Below are 18,152 nucleotides of genomic sequence, written 5' to 3'. Positions count from 1 at the left end.
CCTCCGCCCTGTCGATACCACCGGCACAGAAAGGGACACCCCGTGCAGAAGACAGCATCGAATCTTGACCTGACCTGGTTGCTCGATGACCTGGTCGGCCGGGTGAAGCAGACCCAGCATGCCATCCTGCTCTCCGTCGACGGGCTGCTCATGGCCGCTTCGCGGGATCTGGACCGGGACGACGCCGAGCACCTGGCTGCGGTGGCGTCCGGGATGCAGAGTCTGGCCCGTGGTGCGGGCAAGCGGTTCGGCGGTGGCCCCGTGCAGCAGACGATCATCGAGATGCGCTCCGCGTTCCTCTTCGTGACCGCAGCCGGCAACGGTGCCTGCCTGGCCGTACTGGCATCCGAGGATGCGGACGTCGGCCTGATCGCGTACGAGATGGCGATGCTGGTCACCCGCGCCGGGAAGTACCTCGCCTCGGACACCCGGGCCCCCGGCCAGCAGCCACCCAAACCGCAGTGATCCGCCGTGATGAGTGAACCGGAGGAGTCCGACGAATCGCGCTGGATCGACGATCACGCCGGCCCGGTGGTCCGTCCGTACGCGGTGACGCGGGGACGCGCCCGGCCGGTGACCGGAAAGTTCGACCTGATCTCACTGGTCAGTACCACGCGGGCGGTCTCCACCCGGGATGCCGGGTTGGGTCCGGAACACCTGGCGATCGTGGCGTTGTGCGACCGCACCCTCTCCGTCGCCGAGGTCGCGGCGCACCTCGATCTTCCACTGGGCACCGTCCGGGTACTCCTCGGCGACCTGCTCGAACGGCGGCTCGTCCGGGTGATCGAGCCACGTCCGGCGCCCGTTCTTACCGATGACGGCATCTTCGAACAGGTGATAAATGGGCTACGTGCACTCTGACGGCCGGACCAACGGGTCGCTCAGTGACCAGCTGCCGACCGCGGTCAAGATCCTGATTGCCGGCGGCTTCGGTGTCGGCAAGACCACGATGGTCGGGGCCGTCAGCGAGACCAAGCCCTTGCGGACCGAGGAGCTCCTGACCGAGGAGGGCGTCAGCATCGACGACCTCGACGGAGTCGAGGGGAAGACCACCACGACGGTGGCGATGGACTTCGGCCGGATCACCATCAACGAGACCCTGGTGCTCTACCTCTTCGGTACCCCGGGCCAGGACCGGTTCTGGTTCGTCTGGGACGAACTGTCCCTCGGCGCACTGGGCGCGGTGGTGCTCGCCGACACCCGCAGGCTCGCCGACTGCTTTCCGTCCATCGACTACTTCGAGAAGCACGGCACGCCGTTCATCGTCGCGGTGAACTGCTTCGACGGCGCCCGGCAATACCAGCTCGCCGAGGTACAGCAGGCACTCAGTCTCGACCCGGACGTCCCCGTACTGCTCTGCGACGCCCGCAGTCGGGAGTCCGGCAAGAACGTGCTGATCGCGGTCATCGAACACGCCATGCGCAGCCAACGGATGGAGCGGGAGAACCGGTCCGGCTGAACCGTCAGTGCTCCGAGCCGGATGCCAGTGGGTAGCGCACGCTGGTCAGCCGCTCGGACTCCTGCCACAGGCGGCGTTGCGCCGCACCATCGTGGGCACGCCGATGTGCCTCGACGGGAACGGGGTCGCCCGCCATCTCCGCCCATCCGGACGGCCCGTAGTAGCCCCCACCGGCAGCTCCGGGGTCGACCGCCGCCCGTACGGTAGGCAGCGCGCCCATCGCCGGCTCCTGGAGCAGCCAGTCGGACAGCCACCTGAGCCGGCCGCTCGCCAGTAACCGGACGGGGCCCGGGGCGTGCCGAACCAGGTCGGTACGCGCCACGCCAGGGTGTGCGGCGACCGCGATCGTCGGCACGTCCGCCGCCGACATGCGCCGCTGCAACTCGAAGGTGAAGAGCAGATTGGCCAGTTTGGACTGTGCGTACGCTCTGACCGGCCGATAACCCCTGGTGCCGTGCAGGTCGTCGAAATACATCCGGCCCTGGCGGTGGGCGCTGCTGCTGACCGTGACGACCCGGGATCCCGGCACCGGAAGCATCAGCTCGAGGAGCAGACCGGTCAGGGCGAAGTGACCGAGGTGGTTGATGCCGAACTGCAGCTCGAAACCGTCCGCGGTCCGCCCGTACGGCGGCCACATCACCCCGGCGTTGTTGACGAGCAGATCCAACCGGGAATTCTCCGCCCGGAACAGTCCGACCGCCTCGCGGATCGAGTCCAACGAGGCCAGGTCCAGGCGTAGCACTCCGGGTGGTGACCCCGATGTGTCGGCCGCGATCCTCGCCGCCGCTCGCTCGGCCCTGGCCACGTCGCGGCAGGCGAGCACGACCCGGACGCCCCGGCTGGCGAGCATCCGGGCCGCCTCGAAGCCGATGCCGGTGTTGGCGCCCGTCACCAAGGCGGTCCGGTTCTGCTGATCACCGACCTCCGCCAAGGTCCACTTTCGTTTTCCGGGAACGCCGTCGCCCGTCATTGCCCGCCCCGTTCGCCGTTCCACCGATGGCCACGCGGAAGCGCCGCCGAACGGATCGCCCTTGATCGATCATAGTGGGCACCACGGGTGTCATTGCTGGCCGACCGATCAGAACACGGCGACCGATCAGAACACGGCGACGGTCAGAACACGTAGCGTTCGGCGACCGTCTGGTAGCTGAACTGCTCGTCGTCGCCGAACCAGAGCTCGGACTCGTACTTCGCCTCGTCGACGCTGCCGGAGGCGTGGACCAGGTTGGCGATGGCCTTGCCCGTCGTCTCGGCGTACGCCTTCGACATGTGTGCGAAGTCGCCCCGGATGGTGCCGGGAGCGGCCTGCCCGGGGAAGGTCGGTCCGATCATGCGGCGGACGTTCGCCACCGCCTCGACGCCCTCCAGCAGGAGCGCCACGACCGGCCCCCGCTGCATGTAGGTGGCGGTCGCGTCGTAGACGTTCTTGCCGAAGCGCTCTTCCAGGTCGAAGTAGTGCCGCCGGGTGAAGTCCGCGTCCATGTGCCTCATCTTGACACCGACGATCTTGAGTCCGGCGTCCTCGAACCGCTGCACCAGCCGTCCGGTCAGCCCGCGTGCGACCGCGTCGGGCTTGAGCAGGACAAGAGTGCGTTCCATGGCCCCCATCGTGGCCCCTTCCTGATTGAGAACTCGTCCCACGAACCGGGCCGCTCCGGGACCTGGCTGCCGGGCTTGCGCTCCGGCGACAGCAGGAGTGATCACGATATTAGTCGGCGGCACACCCGGCCTGTTTCCGACACCGTTCCTGGAAACCCTGCGATAGCCTGCGGCTGGATTCGCCGGGTTGCGACGACTCAGGCACGGGAGGAATCAGTGGGCCGCTCTCCGAGCGCGACGAGGCCTGATCGGCGGCGCACCTCCGAGCCGGAACCTACCCGGCGGGTCGGTCGGGCCGGTGCGGTACGGGTTGCTCTGCTCGTCGCCGTACTGGTGGTGCTGGCCGGCTGTTCCTCCGGGCCGGGCGCACCTGGCAAGGCTCCGGCGGCTCCGGCGGCTCCGGCGGCTCCGGCGGCTCCGGCGGCGCCCACCGAGCCGGTGCCGGTCGAGTTCGAGACCCCGGCCGGCTTCACCAGCATCGACGACTACCGGATCGTCGTGCCGCTGCATCCGCTCCGGGCCACCCGCTGGGTGGTGCCGACGGGCACCCACGAGTACGACGTCATCGCGGTCACCTCGTACGTGCTGGACGGCGACGTCTCGACCGACCCGGACGACCGGCTGGTGGCGAGGATCGCCGGTTACGCCACCGAGGTCTCCGCGACCGGGGCGACGCCGCCGACGAAGACGACCGTCGCCGGTTTCCCCGCCTGGCAACAGACGATCGAGCAGCCACACGATCCGGTGCCGCTGGTCTACGACGCCACCTTCGTCTTCGCCGGACACTTCCTCGTCCAGGTCATCTGCCAGTACGACAAGCGTCCGGACGAGGTCCGCGCCGGCTGCCGGACGGTCCTCGACACGCTGAGACTCGTCTTCGTCTGACTGTGCGCCTGTGCCGCTGTGCCGCTGTGCGGTTGTGGGGTTGGTGGGCTGGTCCGGGGGCCGGTCAGAACGCCTTGACGACCGGGATCACGTCGGTGCCGATCCGTTCCAGGATGTCCAGCCGGGGTAGCTGCGGCACGGCGCCGATCGCCATGTCGAAGCCGAGTCCCCGCAACCGGCGCAGCTCCTCGATCAGCGCCTCCGTCTTCTCCCCGTCGTCCCCGATGTCCATGAACTGGTAGACGGTCTTGGTGATCTCGTCGTAGTTCCGGCCCTCGCGCTCGCAGTGCCCCCGGAGAATCTCCAGCTTGCGTTCGAGGTCGGGTGTGTTGAACAGGTTGCACGCCTGCGCGTACCTCGCGACCAGCCGCAGCGTCTTCTTCTCCCCGCCGCCGCCGATCATGATTGGCGGATGTGGACGGGTCAGCGGCTGCGGCGAGTTGAGCAGGCGACCCGCCTCGATGTGCCGGCCGGCGAACGGCCCGTCGTCCTCGGACCACATCTGGAGCACGTACCGCAACGTCTCTTCGAGGATCTCGAAGCGCTCGGCGACCGGCGGGAACGGGAACCCGAGCGCGCGCGACTCCTCCTCGTTCCAGCCGGCTCCGATGCCGAGCATCGCGCGTCCGCCGGAGAGCACGTCAAGCGTTGTCACGATCTTCGCGAGCAGGCCCGGCGGCCGGTGGTGTACCCCGCTGATCAGGGTCAGCAGGGTGGCCCGCTCCGTGTGGGCCGCGAGGAAGCCGAGCGTGGTGTACGCCTCCAGCATCTCCGCCTCGGGCGGGCCGACGGTCTGGATCTGGAAGAAGTGGTCCATCAGGGCGAGGTAGTCGAAGCCCGCCCGGTCGGCGGTACGGGCGACAGCGGCGAGATCACGTCCGAGCCCGGCCGGTCCGTCCGGCCAGGTCAGGTTGGGGATCTGTAGGCCAAGCTTCATGAGTCCGGTGTTCCCCTTCAGATATGCCCAACTGATCTGATTGGGCGCATTTCCGCTCACCCTAACCGGGGCACCCGGACGATCGGGCCGGTTCGGATGCCGGTTGGCGGTTGGCGGTTGGCGGTTCTCGACCGCTGACCCATCGGGTGGGCCCGTCGGCCATCCTGGCCAGCCTGCCGGTTAACCGCCTGGAAAACGGACGGGAACATCACCGAGACGGCCCGTTGTAACGATCTTGAAGTGTCCGACCGCCAGGCGGTCGTCGGGCACTTCCGCAGCACCCACCTCTGCAGACCGGAGTCCTTCGCCATGGCCGATGCGATCGACACACCACCCTCCACCACCTCCGAACCGGATGCCGGATCACGTTCCGGGGTACGCCGGCGCACCTTCCTCGGCGGCAGCGCCGCAGTGGCCGGCGCCACGGCGGCCACCCTGGTCATCGCGGATCCCGCCGCCGCCACCGGGCACGGCCCCGGCGGCTCCGACCCGATCCGGCACCTGCTCGACTCGCTGCCCTCGGTCGGTCAGATCCCCCGCCGGTCACGGATCGTGGACTACGAGATCGCCGAACTGGTCGTCCTGCTGCGGGCCCGGCGACTGACCTCGGTCGACCTGACCCGCGCCTACCTGGAACGCATCGACCGGCTGAACGGACCCTTCGAGACGTACGGCGACAACGGCGGTTACAACGCGTTCGTCCGGATCGACCGCGCGGGCGCGCTCGCCCAGGCCGCCGCCGCCGACCGGCGACTGCGCAAGGAGCCGTCCCGGGCGGTACCACCACTGTGTGGCATCCCCTTCGGCATCAAGGACTCGGTCGGGGTCAAGGGAATGGAGGCCAGGAACGGCACGCACGCGTACACCGGGAACCTGGCGTACCGCGACTCGACGGTGGTGGCCCGGCTCCGCGAGCAGGGTGCGGTGATCATCGGCCACACCATCGCCTCGGCGTTCTCCGGTTCCATCTCCGGCACCTTCGCCGGCAACGCCTGGAACCCCCGCTACGTCCCCGGCGGTTCGAGCCAGGGCTCCGGGGTGGCCACCGCCGCCCGGCTCGCCGCGGCCACCATCGGCGAGGAGACCGGTGGTTCGATCATGATGCCGGCCGCTGCCAACGGAGCCAGCGCGATCAAGCCGTCGCTGGGCCTGGTCTCGACGGCCGGGGTGATGCCGCTCTCCCCCGGCTACGACGTGCTCGGCCCGATCGCCCGCTCGGTCCGGGACGCCTCCCTGGTCCTGACCGCCATCCTCGGTCCCGATCCCGCACCCGACCCGCTGACGCTGTCCGCCCCGAACCCCTTCCCGGCACTGCCGATCGCCGCCCGGCGCGGCCACCGGCCCCTCGCCGGGATCACCATCGGGATTCCGCAGACCGACTGGATGACCCGGGGTGGTACCGGGATCCCACCGGCGGACACCTACGATCCCGACCACCGCACCGCCTTCAACCGCTTCAAGGCCGAACTGGTGGCGCTCGGCGCCCGGGTGAAGGACTTTCCCGGGCTCGACGTGACCGTGCCGGCCAACGACCCCTACTTCCGGACCCCGGACCGGCTTCCCGTACCCACCGGCAGCCCGGTGTCGCCGGCCACCGCCGTACTCAGCCCCAACCGGTACGAGATCCGCTACTGGCAGGCCGTACAGGCGTTCGCCGACTCGCATCCGGAGAACGCCGAGGCGCTGCGGCGGCAGTTCGGTGACCTGGCGGCCGCCGCCGCCACCGCCGGCGCCATCCCGGCCTCGGTCCGCGACGAGGGTGAACGACGGCGGCGGACCCTCCAGGCCAACTACCAGAAGGCGCTCGACGACGCGGGCGTCGACTTCATGTTGGTGCTACCGATCGGTGGACAGATCGGCCCACGGTTCGGCGGTACCCAACTGCCGAACTACCGCACCTTCTACCAGTTGCCGAACGCGCTGACCTGGCCGATGGTGTCGTTCCCGATCGGGTACGACTCCGGCGAGGGGCTGCCGGTCAACGCCGCGTTCTGGGGACCGCGCTTCTCCGAGCCGGCGCTGGTCCAGGCCGCGATCGACTACCAGGACCGGTACCCGAAGTACCACCGGGCGGCTCCGGCGGACCCGGTCTTCGACCCGGCGGCGCAGCGGTCGCCGGGACTGGCGCCCGACGAGGTCGTACCGCCCGAGCTGTCCAACGACCCGCTGGTGGCCGAGGAGGCGTGGCGATGAGCGGCGACGCCTTCCTGACCGTCGAGTGGCAGCCGCTGCTGCGCGCCGGCTTTCCGCTCCGCGCTCCGGCCGACGAGCCGGCACCGGTCCTCACCGTGGAGTGGGGACCGATGCTGGGAACGAGCTACTACGGCTACGGCGACGACCTGACCGGTGCGGAGGACCGGCCGGGGACCTGACGACCGACTCCACCGCGACCCGACCGGGTGCACCGCGTCCGGGTCCGCGGGGCGGGGGTCAGCCCCGCTCGGGTACGGCCATCTCGCCGAGGAGCGACCAGTCGTCCTGCGGAACCGTCGCGTTGACGATCCGGGGGGTCTCGGCCAGGTGCGGCGGCAGGGTCTGCTGCGCCTGCCGGAAGTGCGCGGACTGGACGTGCGCCGCACCGGCGTCCCCGTCGCGGAACGCCTCGACCAGGAGGTACTCGGTGGGGTCGTCGAGGCTGCGGGACCAGTCGAACCACAGGCAGCCGGGTTCGCCGCGGGTCGCCCGGGTGAACTCGTCGGCGATCTCGGGCCACCGGTCGGCGTACTCCGGCAGCACTCGGAACTTCGCGGCAATAAAGATCATCTGGATCTCCTCGAAGAGCGGATCAGGAGCGTGCGACCGGTTCGCGCCCGCCGAGTTTAGTGTCCCGGCGGGCGTGGACCGGTCGCCGGCCGGGCCACCGCCGGCGGTATCCGTCACTTGTCGAAGCGGATCTCGACCCGGCGGTTCCGGGCCCGTCCCGCCGGATCGTCCCGGCCGTTCCTCAACTCGGACGCCACCGGCCGACTCTCGCCGAACCCGGTCACCTCGAAGGCCAGCGGCGTTCCGGACAGCGCCTTCCGTAACGCGTCCCGGACCGCCTCGGCCCGCCGCCGGGACAGCGCCAGGTTCGCCGCGTCACTGCCGATGGCGTCGGTGTGGCCGTCGATCCGCACCGTTCCCCTCGCCTGTACGCGGAGCCGCTCGGCGACCTCGGCCAGCCGACCCTGGGCCGCCGGTGACAGATCCGCCCTACCGAACGCGAAGAGCACGTCGGCGGCGAGCACCAACTCGATCCGGTCGCTGGACTCGGCCTCCCGGGACACCCCCTCCAGATCCCCGGTCCGCAGATAGATCTCCCGGGTGGGCGTCTCGATGTCGACCACCGGTGCGGTCACCGGCTGTCCCGGAGCCAGCGCGGGACCGGGGACGATCGAGGTTTCGGGTACCGGGGCGGTCGGCTCGGCCCGGGCGACCGCCGGCTCGGCGACGAGTACGCAGCCGGCAAGCAGCGCGCCGAGCAGCACCGATCGCCGGTCAGCTGAGCGGAACATTGTCGAAGACCGGAACGCTCGGAACGACGACGTCGACCGCCCGTACGTCGTCCGGCGGGGCGCCGAACGTCGCGTACAGGTTGACGGACTGCCCCGGCTGCACGAACACGGACGCGAGTTGCAGTGACGCGAGATAGCGGTCCTGGTCGTTCGAGCCCGCACCGCCGGCCCCGTCCCCGGGGGTCCGCGCCACCAGGTACTGCTTCCGGTTCTTCCGGTCGACCAGCGAGACGCCGGCCATGGTGTGCCCGGGGGTGTCGCCGGCGAACTCGTCCGCGATCTGCCAGCGGTGACCGGCACCCTCGGGGCCGGTGTTGGTCATCCGGAGGTTGACGGTGACGAAGCCGTCCTTGCGGCGGAGCTGGTAGAGCTCGACCCGGACCGGAATGACGTCGCCGTCCTCGCTGACCTGGACGTCCCGGGTCGCGATGACCTCACCCAGGTCGTCCGGCCCGGCGGGGGCGGCCCCTGCGGAATCGGCCTGGTCGCCCGGATCGGCGGGCCCACGAACGTCACATCCCAGCAGCGGCAGCGTCATGGCCAGCGCCAGCACGCCGACCACGGTTGTCCTACGGAACCTCACGGATCTTCCTCCCTGTTGCGACCGGACCGGCGCCGGGGCCGGCCGGTCCGAGTGACAGACCGAAACTACGAGCCGGTCGATGCCACGGCCGACGTACCAGGAGCTCTTGGCACGAAATCATGATGTCCGGGCCGAGGCCGGCGACGGCCCGGCCCCCGTTCGCCGCCCCTCGATCCGCGCTGGTCGCTACCGCGAGGACTAGGCTTCACCCCGTGATCGTGGCAGACGACTCTGGTGCCGACGAACGGCTACGTCGGATCGAGGCAGTGACCGACTCGAAGCTGTCCCGGCTCGACGCGGACGATCTGCTCGACGAGTTGCTCGTCCGGGTCCGTGAACTCCTCCGGGTGGACACGGCGGCGATCCTGCTGCTCGACCAGCACGCCCAGCAACTCGTGGCGACCGCGGCGAAGGGTCTCGAGGAGGAGGTCGAGCAGGGCTTCCGGATCTCCGTCGGCCGCGGCTTCGCCGGACGTGTCGCCAGGAGCCGGCAGCCGGTGATCCTCGAGCAGGTCACTCCCGCCAGGGTGGTCAACCCGCTCCTGCTCGACAAGGGCATCCAGTCGATGCTCGGCGTACCGATGTTCGCCGGAACCGAACTGGTCGGCGTCCTGCACGTCGGCAGCCTCACCCCGCGCCGCTTCAGCGGGGACGACGTCCGGCTGCTCCAGTTGGTCGCCGATCGCGCGAGTTTCGCCAGTCAGACCCGGCTCGGCACGATCGACCGGACGGCCGCGCTCGCGCTGCAACGTAGCCTCCTGCCGACCCGGCTGCCGACGGTCAACGGCGTCGACATGGCCGCGCGGTACGTTCCCGGCCACCACACCGGGATCGGCGGCGACTGGTACGACGTCTTCCCCCTGCCCTCGGGATGGCTCGGCATAGTGGTCGGCGACGTGTCCGGGCACGGGCTGCCCGCGGCCGTGGTGATGGGCCGGCTCCGCAGCGCGTTGCGCGCCTACACCCTGGAGTGCGACGACCCCGCCGACGCGCTGCACCGGCTCGACCACAAGATCCAGCATTTCGAGGCGGGCAACCTGGCCACCGCCCTCTACGCCATGATCAGTCCAGACCGGGAACAAATCCTGATCTCCCTGGCCGGGCACCTGCCCCCGATGCTCGCCCGGCCCGGCCACGGCGTCGCCGCCCCGGCCATTCCCGTCGACCTGCCGCTGGGAATCGGTCGCCCGAGGCCACGACGCAGCACGGTCGTCGAGTTTCCCGAAAACGCCGTCCTGGTCTGCTACACCGACGGGCTCATCGAACGTCGTGGTGAACTCATCGACGTCGGCTTCGACCGGCTGCGCGCCGTCATCCAGCCCGAGTCGGCCGAGACGGTCTGCTCGACCATCATGACCTCGCTCGGCATCGACCAACCCGCCGACGACGTGGCCCTACTGGCGATCCGCCGCCACGCCACGGCCTGACCGCCGCCGTCACTCACAGTGGCGGCAGTCCGAGCGCCTCGTCGACCCGGCTCAGCACGGCGACGTCGTCCGCGTCGACCCCCCGGAGCAGATCGATGGCGGTCGCCCGGATCTGACCGACGATCATGATGATCGGCAGCGGTGGCTCACGGGTGAGCAGTCGACCGGCGGTGCGTACGGCGTCGAGCGCCGCCCTGTCGGTCTGCTCGGCGTACCCGTCGGCCGCGTCGTCCTGGCCGGTCAGGTCGGCGGCCAGGGCGTCACCTGCGGCCCGCACCCCCTCGGCCAGTGAACGCAGCGCGCCCCCCAGTTCGGGCGGGCTGGCCACCGGCAGCCTGGTCAGCGCCACCCCGGCCCGGGCCAGGACCCGCACGTTGCGTACGGCGTAGTCGACCTGGCGGCTCGACTCGTTCAGCGCGTGCACCCGTCCGATGTGCCGGCGACGCCGCACGTGCAGCCGCAGTGCCTCGCCGGCGGCGAGTACGGCGGTCTGCAACCGCGCCACCGCGGCATCCAGCTTCCGGGCCCGGTCCAGGGCGGTCAGCGCGGCCGCCTCGTCCCGCTGGTCGAGCGCCTCGGTGACCTCGATCAGCAGGTCCGCCAGCTCGGCGAAGGTCCGCCGAGCCTCGGCGACCAGCGGGGCGAGCGGCTGCCGGGCGGTGAAGAGCTGGCTCGCGGCCAGCGCCACTCCCCCACCGATCAGCGCGTCGACGAACCGGTTCGGTATGAGCGCGTCGGCCGACGGCGGGACCACGACCAGATAGAGGGCGGACACCGTGGCCTGGACCACGGAGACACTGCTCGCGCCGACCGCGACGGCGAGGCCGACGGTCAGCAGCACCACGGTGAAGACCGTCCAGGTCGTCCGGCCGAGGGCCTGGACGACGAGGTCGGCAACCAGCACTCCGCCCGCGACGCCGAGGACGACCTCCACCGCCCGGCGCATCCGCTGCCCCCGGGCCTGCCCGAGGACGATCAGCGCCGCCGCCGGGGCGAAGAACGGTTCCGGATGCCCGAGCAGCGTCCTCGCGACCGCCCACGCGACGGTCGCGGCCAGCGTCGCCTCGACCACCGGAAGCCAGCCGTGGCGCAGCCGGCCGGCGGCGAGCCGGAGCCAGCCGATCTGGAACATCGCACCCCCTGCCGTCGGATGATCGTCATCGACACGGTATCCACCGGCCGAGCCCGGTCCCGCCGCTTCCCGCCAGGGTCGTGGGCTCAGCCTCCGAGGGGCAGTTCGATGGTGTGGTTGGTGTGCGCGGCCTTCGCCGCGAGGTACCGGGCGTTGGCCGAGGAGAGGTAGACCCCGGTGACGATCCGCTCGGTGACCTCCACCCCGAGACGGCCGAGCTGTTCGGCCTTGTCCGGGTTGTTGCTCAGCAACGCCGCGCGGTCCACACCGAGGGTGTGCAGCATCTGCGCCGCCGCCGTGTAGTTCCGCTCGTCCTCGCCCCGGCCGAGCGCGACGTTGGCCTCATAGGTGTCGAGCCCCGAATCCTGGAGGGCGTACGCGTCGAGCTTGGCGTACAGCCCGATGCCGCGACCCTCCTGACGCAGGTAGAGCAGGAACCCGCCCCGATCGGCGATCCGCTGGACCGCCTCGCGCAACTGCGGGCCGCAGTCGCACCGCTGGCTGCCGAAGACGTCACCGGTCAGGCACTCACTGTGCGGTCGCACCAGCGGTGCCGGCCCACCGGCGGCGGAACGGTCGAGCGAGGACCGCCAGTCACCGAGGCCGAACGCCAGGTGCTCCCTGCCGTCCACCAGGCCGTCGAACGTGAACACCCGCGCGGTGGTGGCGTACCCGTCGGCGAAGCGTAACGGCACCGTCACCTGCGTCCGAACCTTGGCCACCGGAACCGGACCGGCCCCGTCGGGGGAGACGGGTTCTACGGCGCTGGACAGCTCGGGCGACATCTGGGGCATTGGCTCTCCTTCACGTGGACAACGTTGACCACCGGTCCGGTCGGCGGGGTGGCCGGCGGACGGCGACGAACTCGACGGCGGCCCTCGGGCCCGGCGGCGCGCGGCGGGAGCCAGCGCCGTTCAGGCCCCGGGCCGGGCACTTCGAGCCGTCGACGCGGTGGCCACCGGCCGGCGTCGAACCCGGATGAGTTCTGCATGACGATCTAGAATGCCCCCGTAGGATGCCGGAACACCCAACCGGCTCAGGTTGACAGCTTTCACACCGGCCGGGTTTCCCGGGCAGGGTTACCGGAAACACATCCGGGGTCGACGTCAGGGCGGACGAGCACTGGCGGTACGCCAGGATCTTCTGTCTCATCGAGTGGGCCGTCTGCCGACCGCCGTGGAGGTGCCAGCCTTGGCTGACCGACCGTACGTCCTGCTGAGCTGCGGCATGTCAATCGACGGCTACCTGGACAACGCGACCGGGCAGCGGCTGCTGCTCTCGAACGACGCCGACTTCGACCGGGTCGACGCCGTACGGGCGGAATGCGACGCGATCCTGGTCGGTGCCGCTACGGTCCGGCAGGACAACCCACGGCTGCTGGTCCGGTCGCAAGAACGTCGCGCCGAGCGGGTGGCTCGCGGGCTGCGGCCGACCCCCGTGAAGGTGACCGTGACAGGTCGGGGCGACCTCGATCCGCAGGCGCGGTTCTTTGCCCTGGGCGACATCGACAAGCTGGTCTACTGCGCGAGCCCGGCGCTGGACGAGGCGCGACGGCGACTCGGCCAGGTGGCGACCGTGGTGGACAGCGGCGAACCCGTGGACCTGCACCGGGTGGTGACGGACCTGCACGACCGCGGCGTGGGCCGGTTGATGGTCGAGGGCGGCGGGAAGATACACACCCAGTTCCTCACCGCCGACCTGGTTGACGAGCTGCACCTGGTGATCGCGCCGTTCTTCGTCGGTGACTCCCGCGCGCCGCGCTTCGTCGGCGACGGCAGGTTCCCGTGGCGGCCCGACCGGCGCGCGGTGCTGGCCGGATGCCGGCAGATCGGCGACGTGGTGCTGCTGCGCTACGCACTGTCGGACCGGTTCGGCGAGAGCTGACCGACCAGGACGCCGGCGGCCACCCGGGAGCGGGAGGTCAGCCGCAGCGCGGGCGCCCACTCTGGACCGCCGCGCCGGTGCCCGGCCCGTACGACAGCGTGATGTCCGACGTGGTGGTGTCCGGCCCGCCGCGACCGGGCCGGCTCGGGATCGACCGCACGGCGGGCGGCCCGGCGTCCGGCGAACCAGCGGACGGCGAGCACCCCGGCGCCGGGCAGGCTGGCGACGAAGGCGAGCACGCCGTACACCACCGCGATGGTGAGCCCGGCCGAGGCGGTCAGCCCGACGGCGCCGAACGCCCATGCGGTGACGCCCTCCCGGGGACCCCAACCGCCGATGTTCACCGGCAGCGTCATCGCGAGCAGCGCCAGGAGCATCAGCGGCACCAGCTCGGTGACCGGAGCCGACACCCCGACGGCGCGGGCCGCGACGACGAACGTGGCGAGGTGTCCCGCCAGCACCACGGCGGACGCCAGCACGATCCCCGGCCAGTTGCGCCGGGCGAGCAGCCCGAGCCGTACGTCGGAGACCCCGGTACGCCAGGCGCGGGCCCATCGGGACGGTCCGGCGGGGGCGGACCGGGGGGCCGCGGACCTGTTCCGGCCGCGCAGCCGTACGACGAGTCCGACGGCGAGCCCGACCGCCACCAGCCCGGCCGCCACGAACCCCAGCGTTCCCGCCGACGGCACGCCGAACCCGGCCGGCAGGTGCCCGGGAAGCGGGCTGGCGAGCAGCACCGCGACCCCGACCGTGACGAGCACCACCTGGCCGGCGGCCCGTTCGAGCACCACCGCCCGGACGCCCCGGCCGACGTCCTCGACGTCCCGGCCGTGCCGCACCGCACGGTGGACGTCCCCGAGTACGCCGCCGGGCAGCGCCGCGTTGAGGAAGAGTCCCCGGTAGTAGTCCGCGACGGCGCCCCGCAGCGGCAGCGGGATACCGAGCCCACGGGCCACCAGGCACCAGCGCCAGGCGCTGAAGACGGTGGTCAGCAGGCCGATTCCGGCCGCGACGAGCAGCGTGCCACCGTCGATCACGTGCAGGCCGTCCAGGAACGCGCCGCTACCGAGTCGCCACAGCAGCAACGCGAGGATGCCGGCGCCGCCGAGCATCCGGGCCCAGGCCCAGAAGGTACGCGTCACGACGCCGCACGGCCTGACTGTGCCGCGAGCGGTGGTTGGCTGGCGCCGCGCATAACGGGTCCTCCCTCGATGAGCCTTCGAAGACCCTTACGAGGCAGCGGCGCCAAAAGTTCATTCCGATCTCGCGAACAGGTCGGCGTGGTGCACGACGACCCGCAGTTCACCGGCCTCGGCGGCGGCCAGTCGACGACTCAGATAGCCGTCGTCGGCCAGCTCCGGCCGCTGCTCGTACGCGGCTTCGACCCAGCCACGCAGCCACTGCGCCGTCAGCGCGGCCTGGTTCCCGCCGAGCCGCCACGGGCTGGTCCGGACCTGCACCTCCACCCCGAGCCGGCCGAACGCCTGGGTCATGGCGTCGACGGCGTCCGGACCCAGCAGGCGCCGGCCGCCGTGCTCGCGCCGCTGGTGGGCGTCGAACGCGGCGGCGATCTCGGCGTCCCTCGGATCGGCCGGCGCGATCTCCACCCGGCCGAGCACGGAGAGGGTGAGCAGCGCCGCGCTGCCCGCACCGACGCAGGCCGCCGCGAGCCCGGCGACCTCTTCCAGGGTCAGCAGGTCCAGTAGTGCGGAGGCGGTGACCAGGGTGGCCCCGGCGAGGTCCTCGGCGGTCAGCCGGGTGATGTCGGCCCGCCGGGTCTCGACGGTCACCGGGGACCCGTCGGCCGCGCTGTCGACCATGTTCGCGGCGGCATGGGCGAGCAGGTCCGGATCGTGGTCGTACATGATCCAGTGCTGGGGGCCGGGGAGCCGGGGGGCGAGCCAGCGCCCCATCGAGCCGCTGCCGCAGCCCAGGTCGTGGATCACCGTTCGGGATGTTCCGGCCAGTTGCCGGCGCAGCGGGTCGAGCAGTTCCGTGGCGCGGGCCCGCGCGTCGGCCGGTTCCCGCAGCCCCAGCCAGGCGAGGCTGTACCGCGCGGCCTCGTCCAGCTCGTCCTGGCTCGGGGTGGTGCTGTCGTCGCTCATCCGGCTCGTACCCGTCCTGTCGTCGCTCATCCGGCCTCCCGGGGCTCCCGGCGAAGCCGTTCCAGCACGCCGGACATGGTCTGTACGGTGGTTTCCCAGCCGAGCAGGGTCGCCCGACGCTCCCGGGCCGCCCTCCTCAACCGGCTCCGCAGGTCGGGCTCGGTGAGCCAGCGACGGAGCGCTCGGGCCAGCGTCACCGGGTCGGCCGCCGGGACCAGCAGCCCGGGGACGCTTCCGTCGGGTGCCCGCCCGACAGCTTCCGGTATGCCGTCCACCTGCGTGGACAGCACGGGAATCCCGCAGGCCAGCGCCTCGGTGACCACCATGCCGTAGGTCTCGGAGTGCGACGGCAGGATCAGCAGGTCGGCGGCGGCGTAGCTCGCGGCCAACTCGGGCCCGGTGCGGGGACCGGTGAACCCGACCCGGTCCGCCAGGTCGTGCCGGACAATCGCCCGGTGGAGCCGGTCGACGTACTCCACGGCCCGGTCGAGCGGGCCGACCAGGTGGCAGGTCCAGGGCAGCTCGGCGATGGTGGCGAGCGCCTCGACCAGCACGTCCTGGCCCTTGCGCGGGGTCAGTGCGGCGACGCAGAGCAGTCGGGAGCCGTCCGCCGTACCCGGTGCCAGCGGTGCGGGGTCCACGCCGGGCGGGGCGACGGAAACCCGCTCGGCGGGCAGCCCGTGGTGTTCGACGAGCCGGCGTCCGGTCCAGCCGCTGGTCGCGATCACCGCCCGGACCGCCCGCAGGGTCTCCCCTTCCCGCGCGTCCCGGTCGGCCGCCTCGGCCGGGGCGAGCCCGGTCTCGTCGGCGAGCGGGAGGTGCACCAGCACCGCCAGGCGGAGTCGGTCGGCCTCGGCGGCCACGACGTCGGGAACGCCGCAGGCCACCAGGCCGTCGAGCAGCACGACGGCGTCGTCGGGTACGCCGGCGAGCGCTCCGGCCAGTTTCGCCCGGTCTGAGGGTCCCGGCCGGGGCCAGGCCCCCGGGACGGGCAGCTCGAACACCTGCCAGCCGATGGCGGCCAGACCCCGGCACACCTGGCGGTCGTAGCCGTTGCCGCCGCTCGGCGACGCCTGGTCGTCGACGTCACCTGGCAGGACCACGTACACCTGGTTGGTTTCCGCCCCGGGGCCGGCGGTCCGCTCCGCCCCGGGCCCGGCGGTCCGCTCCGTCAAAGGGATCGTTCGTAGCTCGCCCAGGCGATGTGCGACTCGTGCAGGGTGACCGTGATCCCGGCCAGCCCCCGGGCGCCCTCGCCGAGCGCCCCGGCGTGCACCCGGTCCGCCAACCGGTCGGCGATGACCTTGGCCAGGGCCTCCGTCGAGGTGTTGATGCCGGCGAACGCGGGCTCGTCGTCGAGGTTCCGGTAGTTGAACTCGCCCAGCAGGCTGCGCAGTTCCTCGCTGGCCCGGCCGATGTCGACCACGATGTTGTCCGCGTCGAGTTCGGCGCGGCGGAACGTGGCGTCCACCACGAAGGTCGCCCCGTGCAGCCGCTGGGCGGGGCCGAAGACCTCGCCCCGGAAACTGTGCGCGACCATCATGTGGTCACGGACGGTAATGCTGAACAACGGTTTCACCCTCCACGGATGTCGGACCCGTCCGGCGGGTCGCCGGATTCGGAGCGAGAGCTGGATTCGGAGCGAGAGCTGGATTCGGAGCGATAGCTGACGAGCTGACACAGCGCCGGAAGTTCGCCGCTGGCCAGCCGGGGAAACACCTCCGGCAGCTCCTCGAAGTCACACTCGCCGGTGATCAGCGCATCGAACCCGGGGTCCGCGAGCAGGTCCAGGGCGAGCGCCAGCCGGTCGGAGAAGGTACGCCGGCCCCGCATGTTCGGCGACACGGTACCCACCTGGGAGCCGCGGACGACCAACCGCCGGGAGTGGAAGTGCTCGCCGAGCGGCACGCTGACCTGACGGTCGCCGTACCAGCTCAGCTCGACGACGGTGCCCTCCGGCGCGAGCAACTCCAGCGACCGGGTGAGCCCGGCCGAGGTGGCGCTGGCGTGCACGACGAGATCGCAGCCGCCCGCCGCGTCCGCCGGCAGCGCGAAGTCGACGCCGAGCGCCGCCGCCACCGTCGCCCGGCCGGGATCGGCGTCGACCAGCTCCACCCGCGCGCCGGGAAACCGGGCGAGCACGCCGGCCACGGCGGAACCGACCATCCCGGCACCGACCACCGCGATCCGGTCGCCGACCAGGGGGGCCGCGTCCCAGACCGCGTTCACCGCGGTCTCCACGGTTCCGGCGAGCACCGCCCGGGCCGCCGGCACACCGTCCGGTACGACGGTCACCGCACCCACCGGCACCACGTATCGGGTCTGGTGGGGGAAGAGGCAGAAGACGGTACGGCCGAGCAGCTCCGCCGGGCCCTGTTCGACGACGCCGACGTTGAGGTAGCCGTACTTCACCGGCCCCGGGAACTCGCCCTCCTGGAACGGGGCCCGCATCACGGCGTGCTGGTTCTCCGGCACCCCGCCCCGGAAGACAAGCGTCTCGGTGCCCCGGCTCACCCCGGAGTAGCGGGTCCGGACCAGCACCTCGTCGGGGCCGGGCCGGGTCAGTGCCACCGGCCGGATCTCGCCCTGACCCGGTGTACGGAGCCAGAACGCGCGACCACTGTGCGTCATCGGCAGTCCTTTCTCG

The 18,152-nt window shown here is 71.5% G+C and carries 19 protein-coding genes and 2 pseudogenes; 8 read left to right on the top strand and 13 right to left on the bottom strand.

The window, feature by feature from the left end:
• Window positions 1-42 precede the first annotated feature (42 nt).
• The 3 genes from I0C86_RS31160 to I0C86_RS31150 are packed head-to-tail and all read left to right on the top strand — an operon-like array spanning window position 43 to window position 1,459.
• Window positions 43-465, top strand: a complete 423-nt coding sequence (locus I0C86_RS31160; RefSeq protein ID WP_196204886.1) for a roadblock/LC7 domain-containing protein — start codon at window positions 43-45, stop codon at window positions 463-465.
• 9 nt (window positions 466-474) lie between these two features.
• Entirely contained in the window at window positions 475-861 is a 387-nt protein-coding gene (locus I0C86_RS31155) for a DUF742 domain-containing protein (protein ID WP_196204885.1), read from the top strand.
• Complete coding sequence (locus I0C86_RS31150; RefSeq protein ID WP_196204884.1) at window positions 842-1,459, top strand: GTP-binding protein; 618 nt, start codon at window positions 842-844, stop codon at window positions 1,457-1,459. Before I0C86_RS31155 ends, I0C86_RS31150 begins: the two co-directional genes overlap by 20 nt.
• 4 nt (window positions 1,460-1,463) lie before the next feature.
• Here I0C86_RS31150 and I0C86_RS31145 read toward each other — a convergent pair whose 3' ends face one another.
• Window positions 1,464-2,429 (bottom strand): oxidoreductase, encoded by a 966-nt coding sequence (locus I0C86_RS31145; RefSeq protein WP_196204883.1) that lies wholly within the window; start codon window positions 2,427-2,429, stop codon window positions 1,464-1,466.
• Window positions 2,430-2,572: 143 nt separating this feature from the next.
• Window positions 2,573-3,067, bottom strand: a complete 495-nt coding sequence (locus I0C86_RS31140; RefSeq protein WP_196204882.1) for a nucleoside-diphosphate kinase — start codon at window positions 3,065-3,067, stop codon at window positions 2,573-2,575.
• A 207-nt stretch (window positions 3,068-3,274) separates the two neighbouring features.
• On the opposite strand from I0C86_RS31140, the gene I0C86_RS31135 reads away from it, so the two are divergent.
• Window positions 3,275-3,943 (top strand): hypothetical protein, encoded by a 669-nt coding sequence (locus I0C86_RS31135; protein ID WP_196204881.1) that lies wholly within the window; start codon window positions 3,275-3,277, stop codon window positions 3,941-3,943.
• A gap of 64 nt (window positions 3,944-4,007) precedes the next feature.
• On the opposite strand, the gene I0C86_RS31130 is transcribed toward I0C86_RS31135, so the two are convergent.
• The gene (locus I0C86_RS31130; protein ID WP_196204880.1) at window positions 4,008-4,880 is read right to left on the bottom strand and encodes an LLM class F420-dependent oxidoreductase; all 873 of its coding nucleotides are present in this window, start codon (window positions 4,878-4,880) and stop codon (window positions 4,008-4,010) included.
• Window positions 4,881-5,120: 240 nt separating this feature from the next.
• Between I0C86_RS31130 and I0C86_RS31125 the strand changes: the two genes are divergently transcribed.
• On the top strand, window positions 5,121-7,073 hold the full coding sequence (locus I0C86_RS31125) for an amidase (RefSeq protein WP_323373960.1): 1,953 nt from the start codon (window positions 5,121-5,123) through the stop codon (window positions 7,071-7,073).
• Window positions 7,070-7,252, top strand: a complete 183-nt coding sequence (locus I0C86_RS31120) for a hypothetical protein (RefSeq protein ID WP_196204879.1) — start codon at window positions 7,070-7,072, stop codon at window positions 7,250-7,252. The genes I0C86_RS31125 and I0C86_RS31120 overlap by 4 nt, the downstream gene beginning before the upstream one ends.
• Window positions 7,253-7,310: 58 nt before the next feature.
• Here I0C86_RS31120 and I0C86_RS31115 read toward each other — a convergent pair whose 3' ends face one another.
• The 3 genes from I0C86_RS31115 to I0C86_RS31105 all read right to left on the bottom strand — a co-directional run bounded on the left by I0C86_RS31115 (window position 7,311) and on the right by I0C86_RS31105 (window position 8,957).
• Complete coding sequence (locus tag I0C86_RS31115) at window positions 7,311-7,643, bottom strand: putative quinol monooxygenase (RefSeq protein WP_196204878.1); 333 nt, start codon at window positions 7,641-7,643, stop codon at window positions 7,311-7,313.
• A gap of 113 nt (window positions 7,644-7,756) precedes the next feature.
• Window positions 7,757-8,374 (bottom strand): OmpA family protein, encoded by a 618-nt coding sequence (locus I0C86_RS31110; protein WP_196204877.1) that lies wholly within the window; start codon window positions 8,372-8,374, stop codon window positions 7,757-7,759.
• Complete coding sequence (locus tag I0C86_RS31105) at window positions 8,358-8,957, bottom strand: hypothetical protein (RefSeq protein ID WP_196204876.1); 600 nt, start codon at window positions 8,955-8,957, stop codon at window positions 8,358-8,360. The genes I0C86_RS31110 and I0C86_RS31105 overlap by 17 nt, the downstream gene beginning before the upstream one ends.
• Before the next feature lie 218 nt (window positions 8,958-9,175).
• Here I0C86_RS31105 and I0C86_RS31100 point away from each other — a divergent pair, with 218 nt between their 5' ends.
• Complete coding sequence (locus I0C86_RS31100) at window positions 9,176-10,384, top strand: PP2C family protein-serine/threonine phosphatase (RefSeq protein ID WP_323373959.1); 1,209 nt, start codon at window positions 9,176-9,178, stop codon at window positions 10,382-10,384.
• A 13-nt stretch (window positions 10,385-10,397) separates the two neighbouring features.
• Here the strand turns inward: I0C86_RS31100 and I0C86_RS31095 are convergent, their stop codons facing one another.
• Window positions 10,398-11,516 (bottom strand): FUSC family protein, encoded by a 1,119-nt coding sequence (locus I0C86_RS31095; RefSeq protein WP_196204875.1) that lies wholly within the window; start codon window positions 11,514-11,516, stop codon window positions 10,398-10,400.
• An 86-nt stretch (window positions 11,517-11,602) separates the two neighbouring features.
• Window positions 11,603-12,301, bottom strand: coding sequence for a GTP cyclohydrolase II (locus tag I0C86_RS31090; RefSeq protein ID WP_196204891.1), 699 nt, complete (start codon window positions 12,299-12,301; stop codon window positions 11,603-11,605).
• Between the two features lie 406 nt (window positions 12,302-12,707).
• Between I0C86_RS31090 and I0C86_RS31085 the strand changes: the two genes are divergently transcribed.
• Window positions 12,708-13,400, top strand: coding sequence for a RibD family protein (locus tag I0C86_RS31085; RefSeq protein ID WP_196204874.1), 693 nt, complete (start codon window positions 12,708-12,710; stop codon window positions 13,398-13,400).
• A gap of 188 nt (window positions 13,401-13,588) precedes the next feature.
• Here the strand turns inward: I0C86_RS31085 and I0C86_RS31080 are convergent.
• From I0C86_RS31080 to I0C86_RS31060, 5 genes and pseudogenes are all read right to left on the bottom strand, one after another.
• Window positions 13,589-14,512: pseudogene (locus tag I0C86_RS31080) on the bottom strand (lysylphosphatidylglycerol synthase transmembrane domain-containing protein); the annotation flags it as partial.
• Window positions 14,513-14,653: 141 nt separating this feature from the next.
• The gene (locus tag I0C86_RS31075; RefSeq protein WP_196204873.1) at window positions 14,654-15,535 is read right to left on the bottom strand and encodes a class I SAM-dependent methyltransferase; all 882 of its coding nucleotides are present in this window, start codon (window positions 15,533-15,535) and stop codon (window positions 14,654-14,656) included.
• A complete protein-coding gene (locus tag I0C86_RS31070) occupies window positions 15,532-16,680 on the bottom strand; it encodes a glycosyltransferase family 4 protein (protein WP_407676372.1) in 1,149 nt (382 codons plus the stop codon). Before I0C86_RS31070 ends, I0C86_RS31075 begins: the two co-directional genes overlap by 4 nt.
• Window positions 16,677-17,075, bottom strand: a complete 399-nt coding sequence (locus tag I0C86_RS31065; RefSeq protein ID WP_196204872.1) for a 6-pyruvoyl trahydropterin synthase family protein — start codon at window positions 17,073-17,075, stop codon at window positions 16,677-16,679. Before I0C86_RS31065 ends, I0C86_RS31070 begins: the two co-directional genes overlap by 4 nt.
• A gap of 83 nt (window positions 17,076-17,158) precedes the next feature.
• Window positions 17,159-18,136, bottom strand: a pseudogene (locus I0C86_RS31060) (zinc-dependent alcohol dehydrogenase); the annotation flags it as partial.
• Window positions 18,137-18,152 lie beyond the last annotated feature (16 nt).

The sequence above is a fragment of the Plantactinospora alkalitolerans genome (genome assembly GCF_015690345.1).
In the GTDB taxonomy this organism is placed as follows: domain Bacteria; phylum Actinomycetota; class Actinomycetes; order Mycobacteriales; family Micromonosporaceae; genus Plantactinospora; species Plantactinospora alkalitolerans.
Note: the sequence above shows the minus strand (reverse complement) of the source record. Positions and strands in the feature narration are given on the sequence as shown.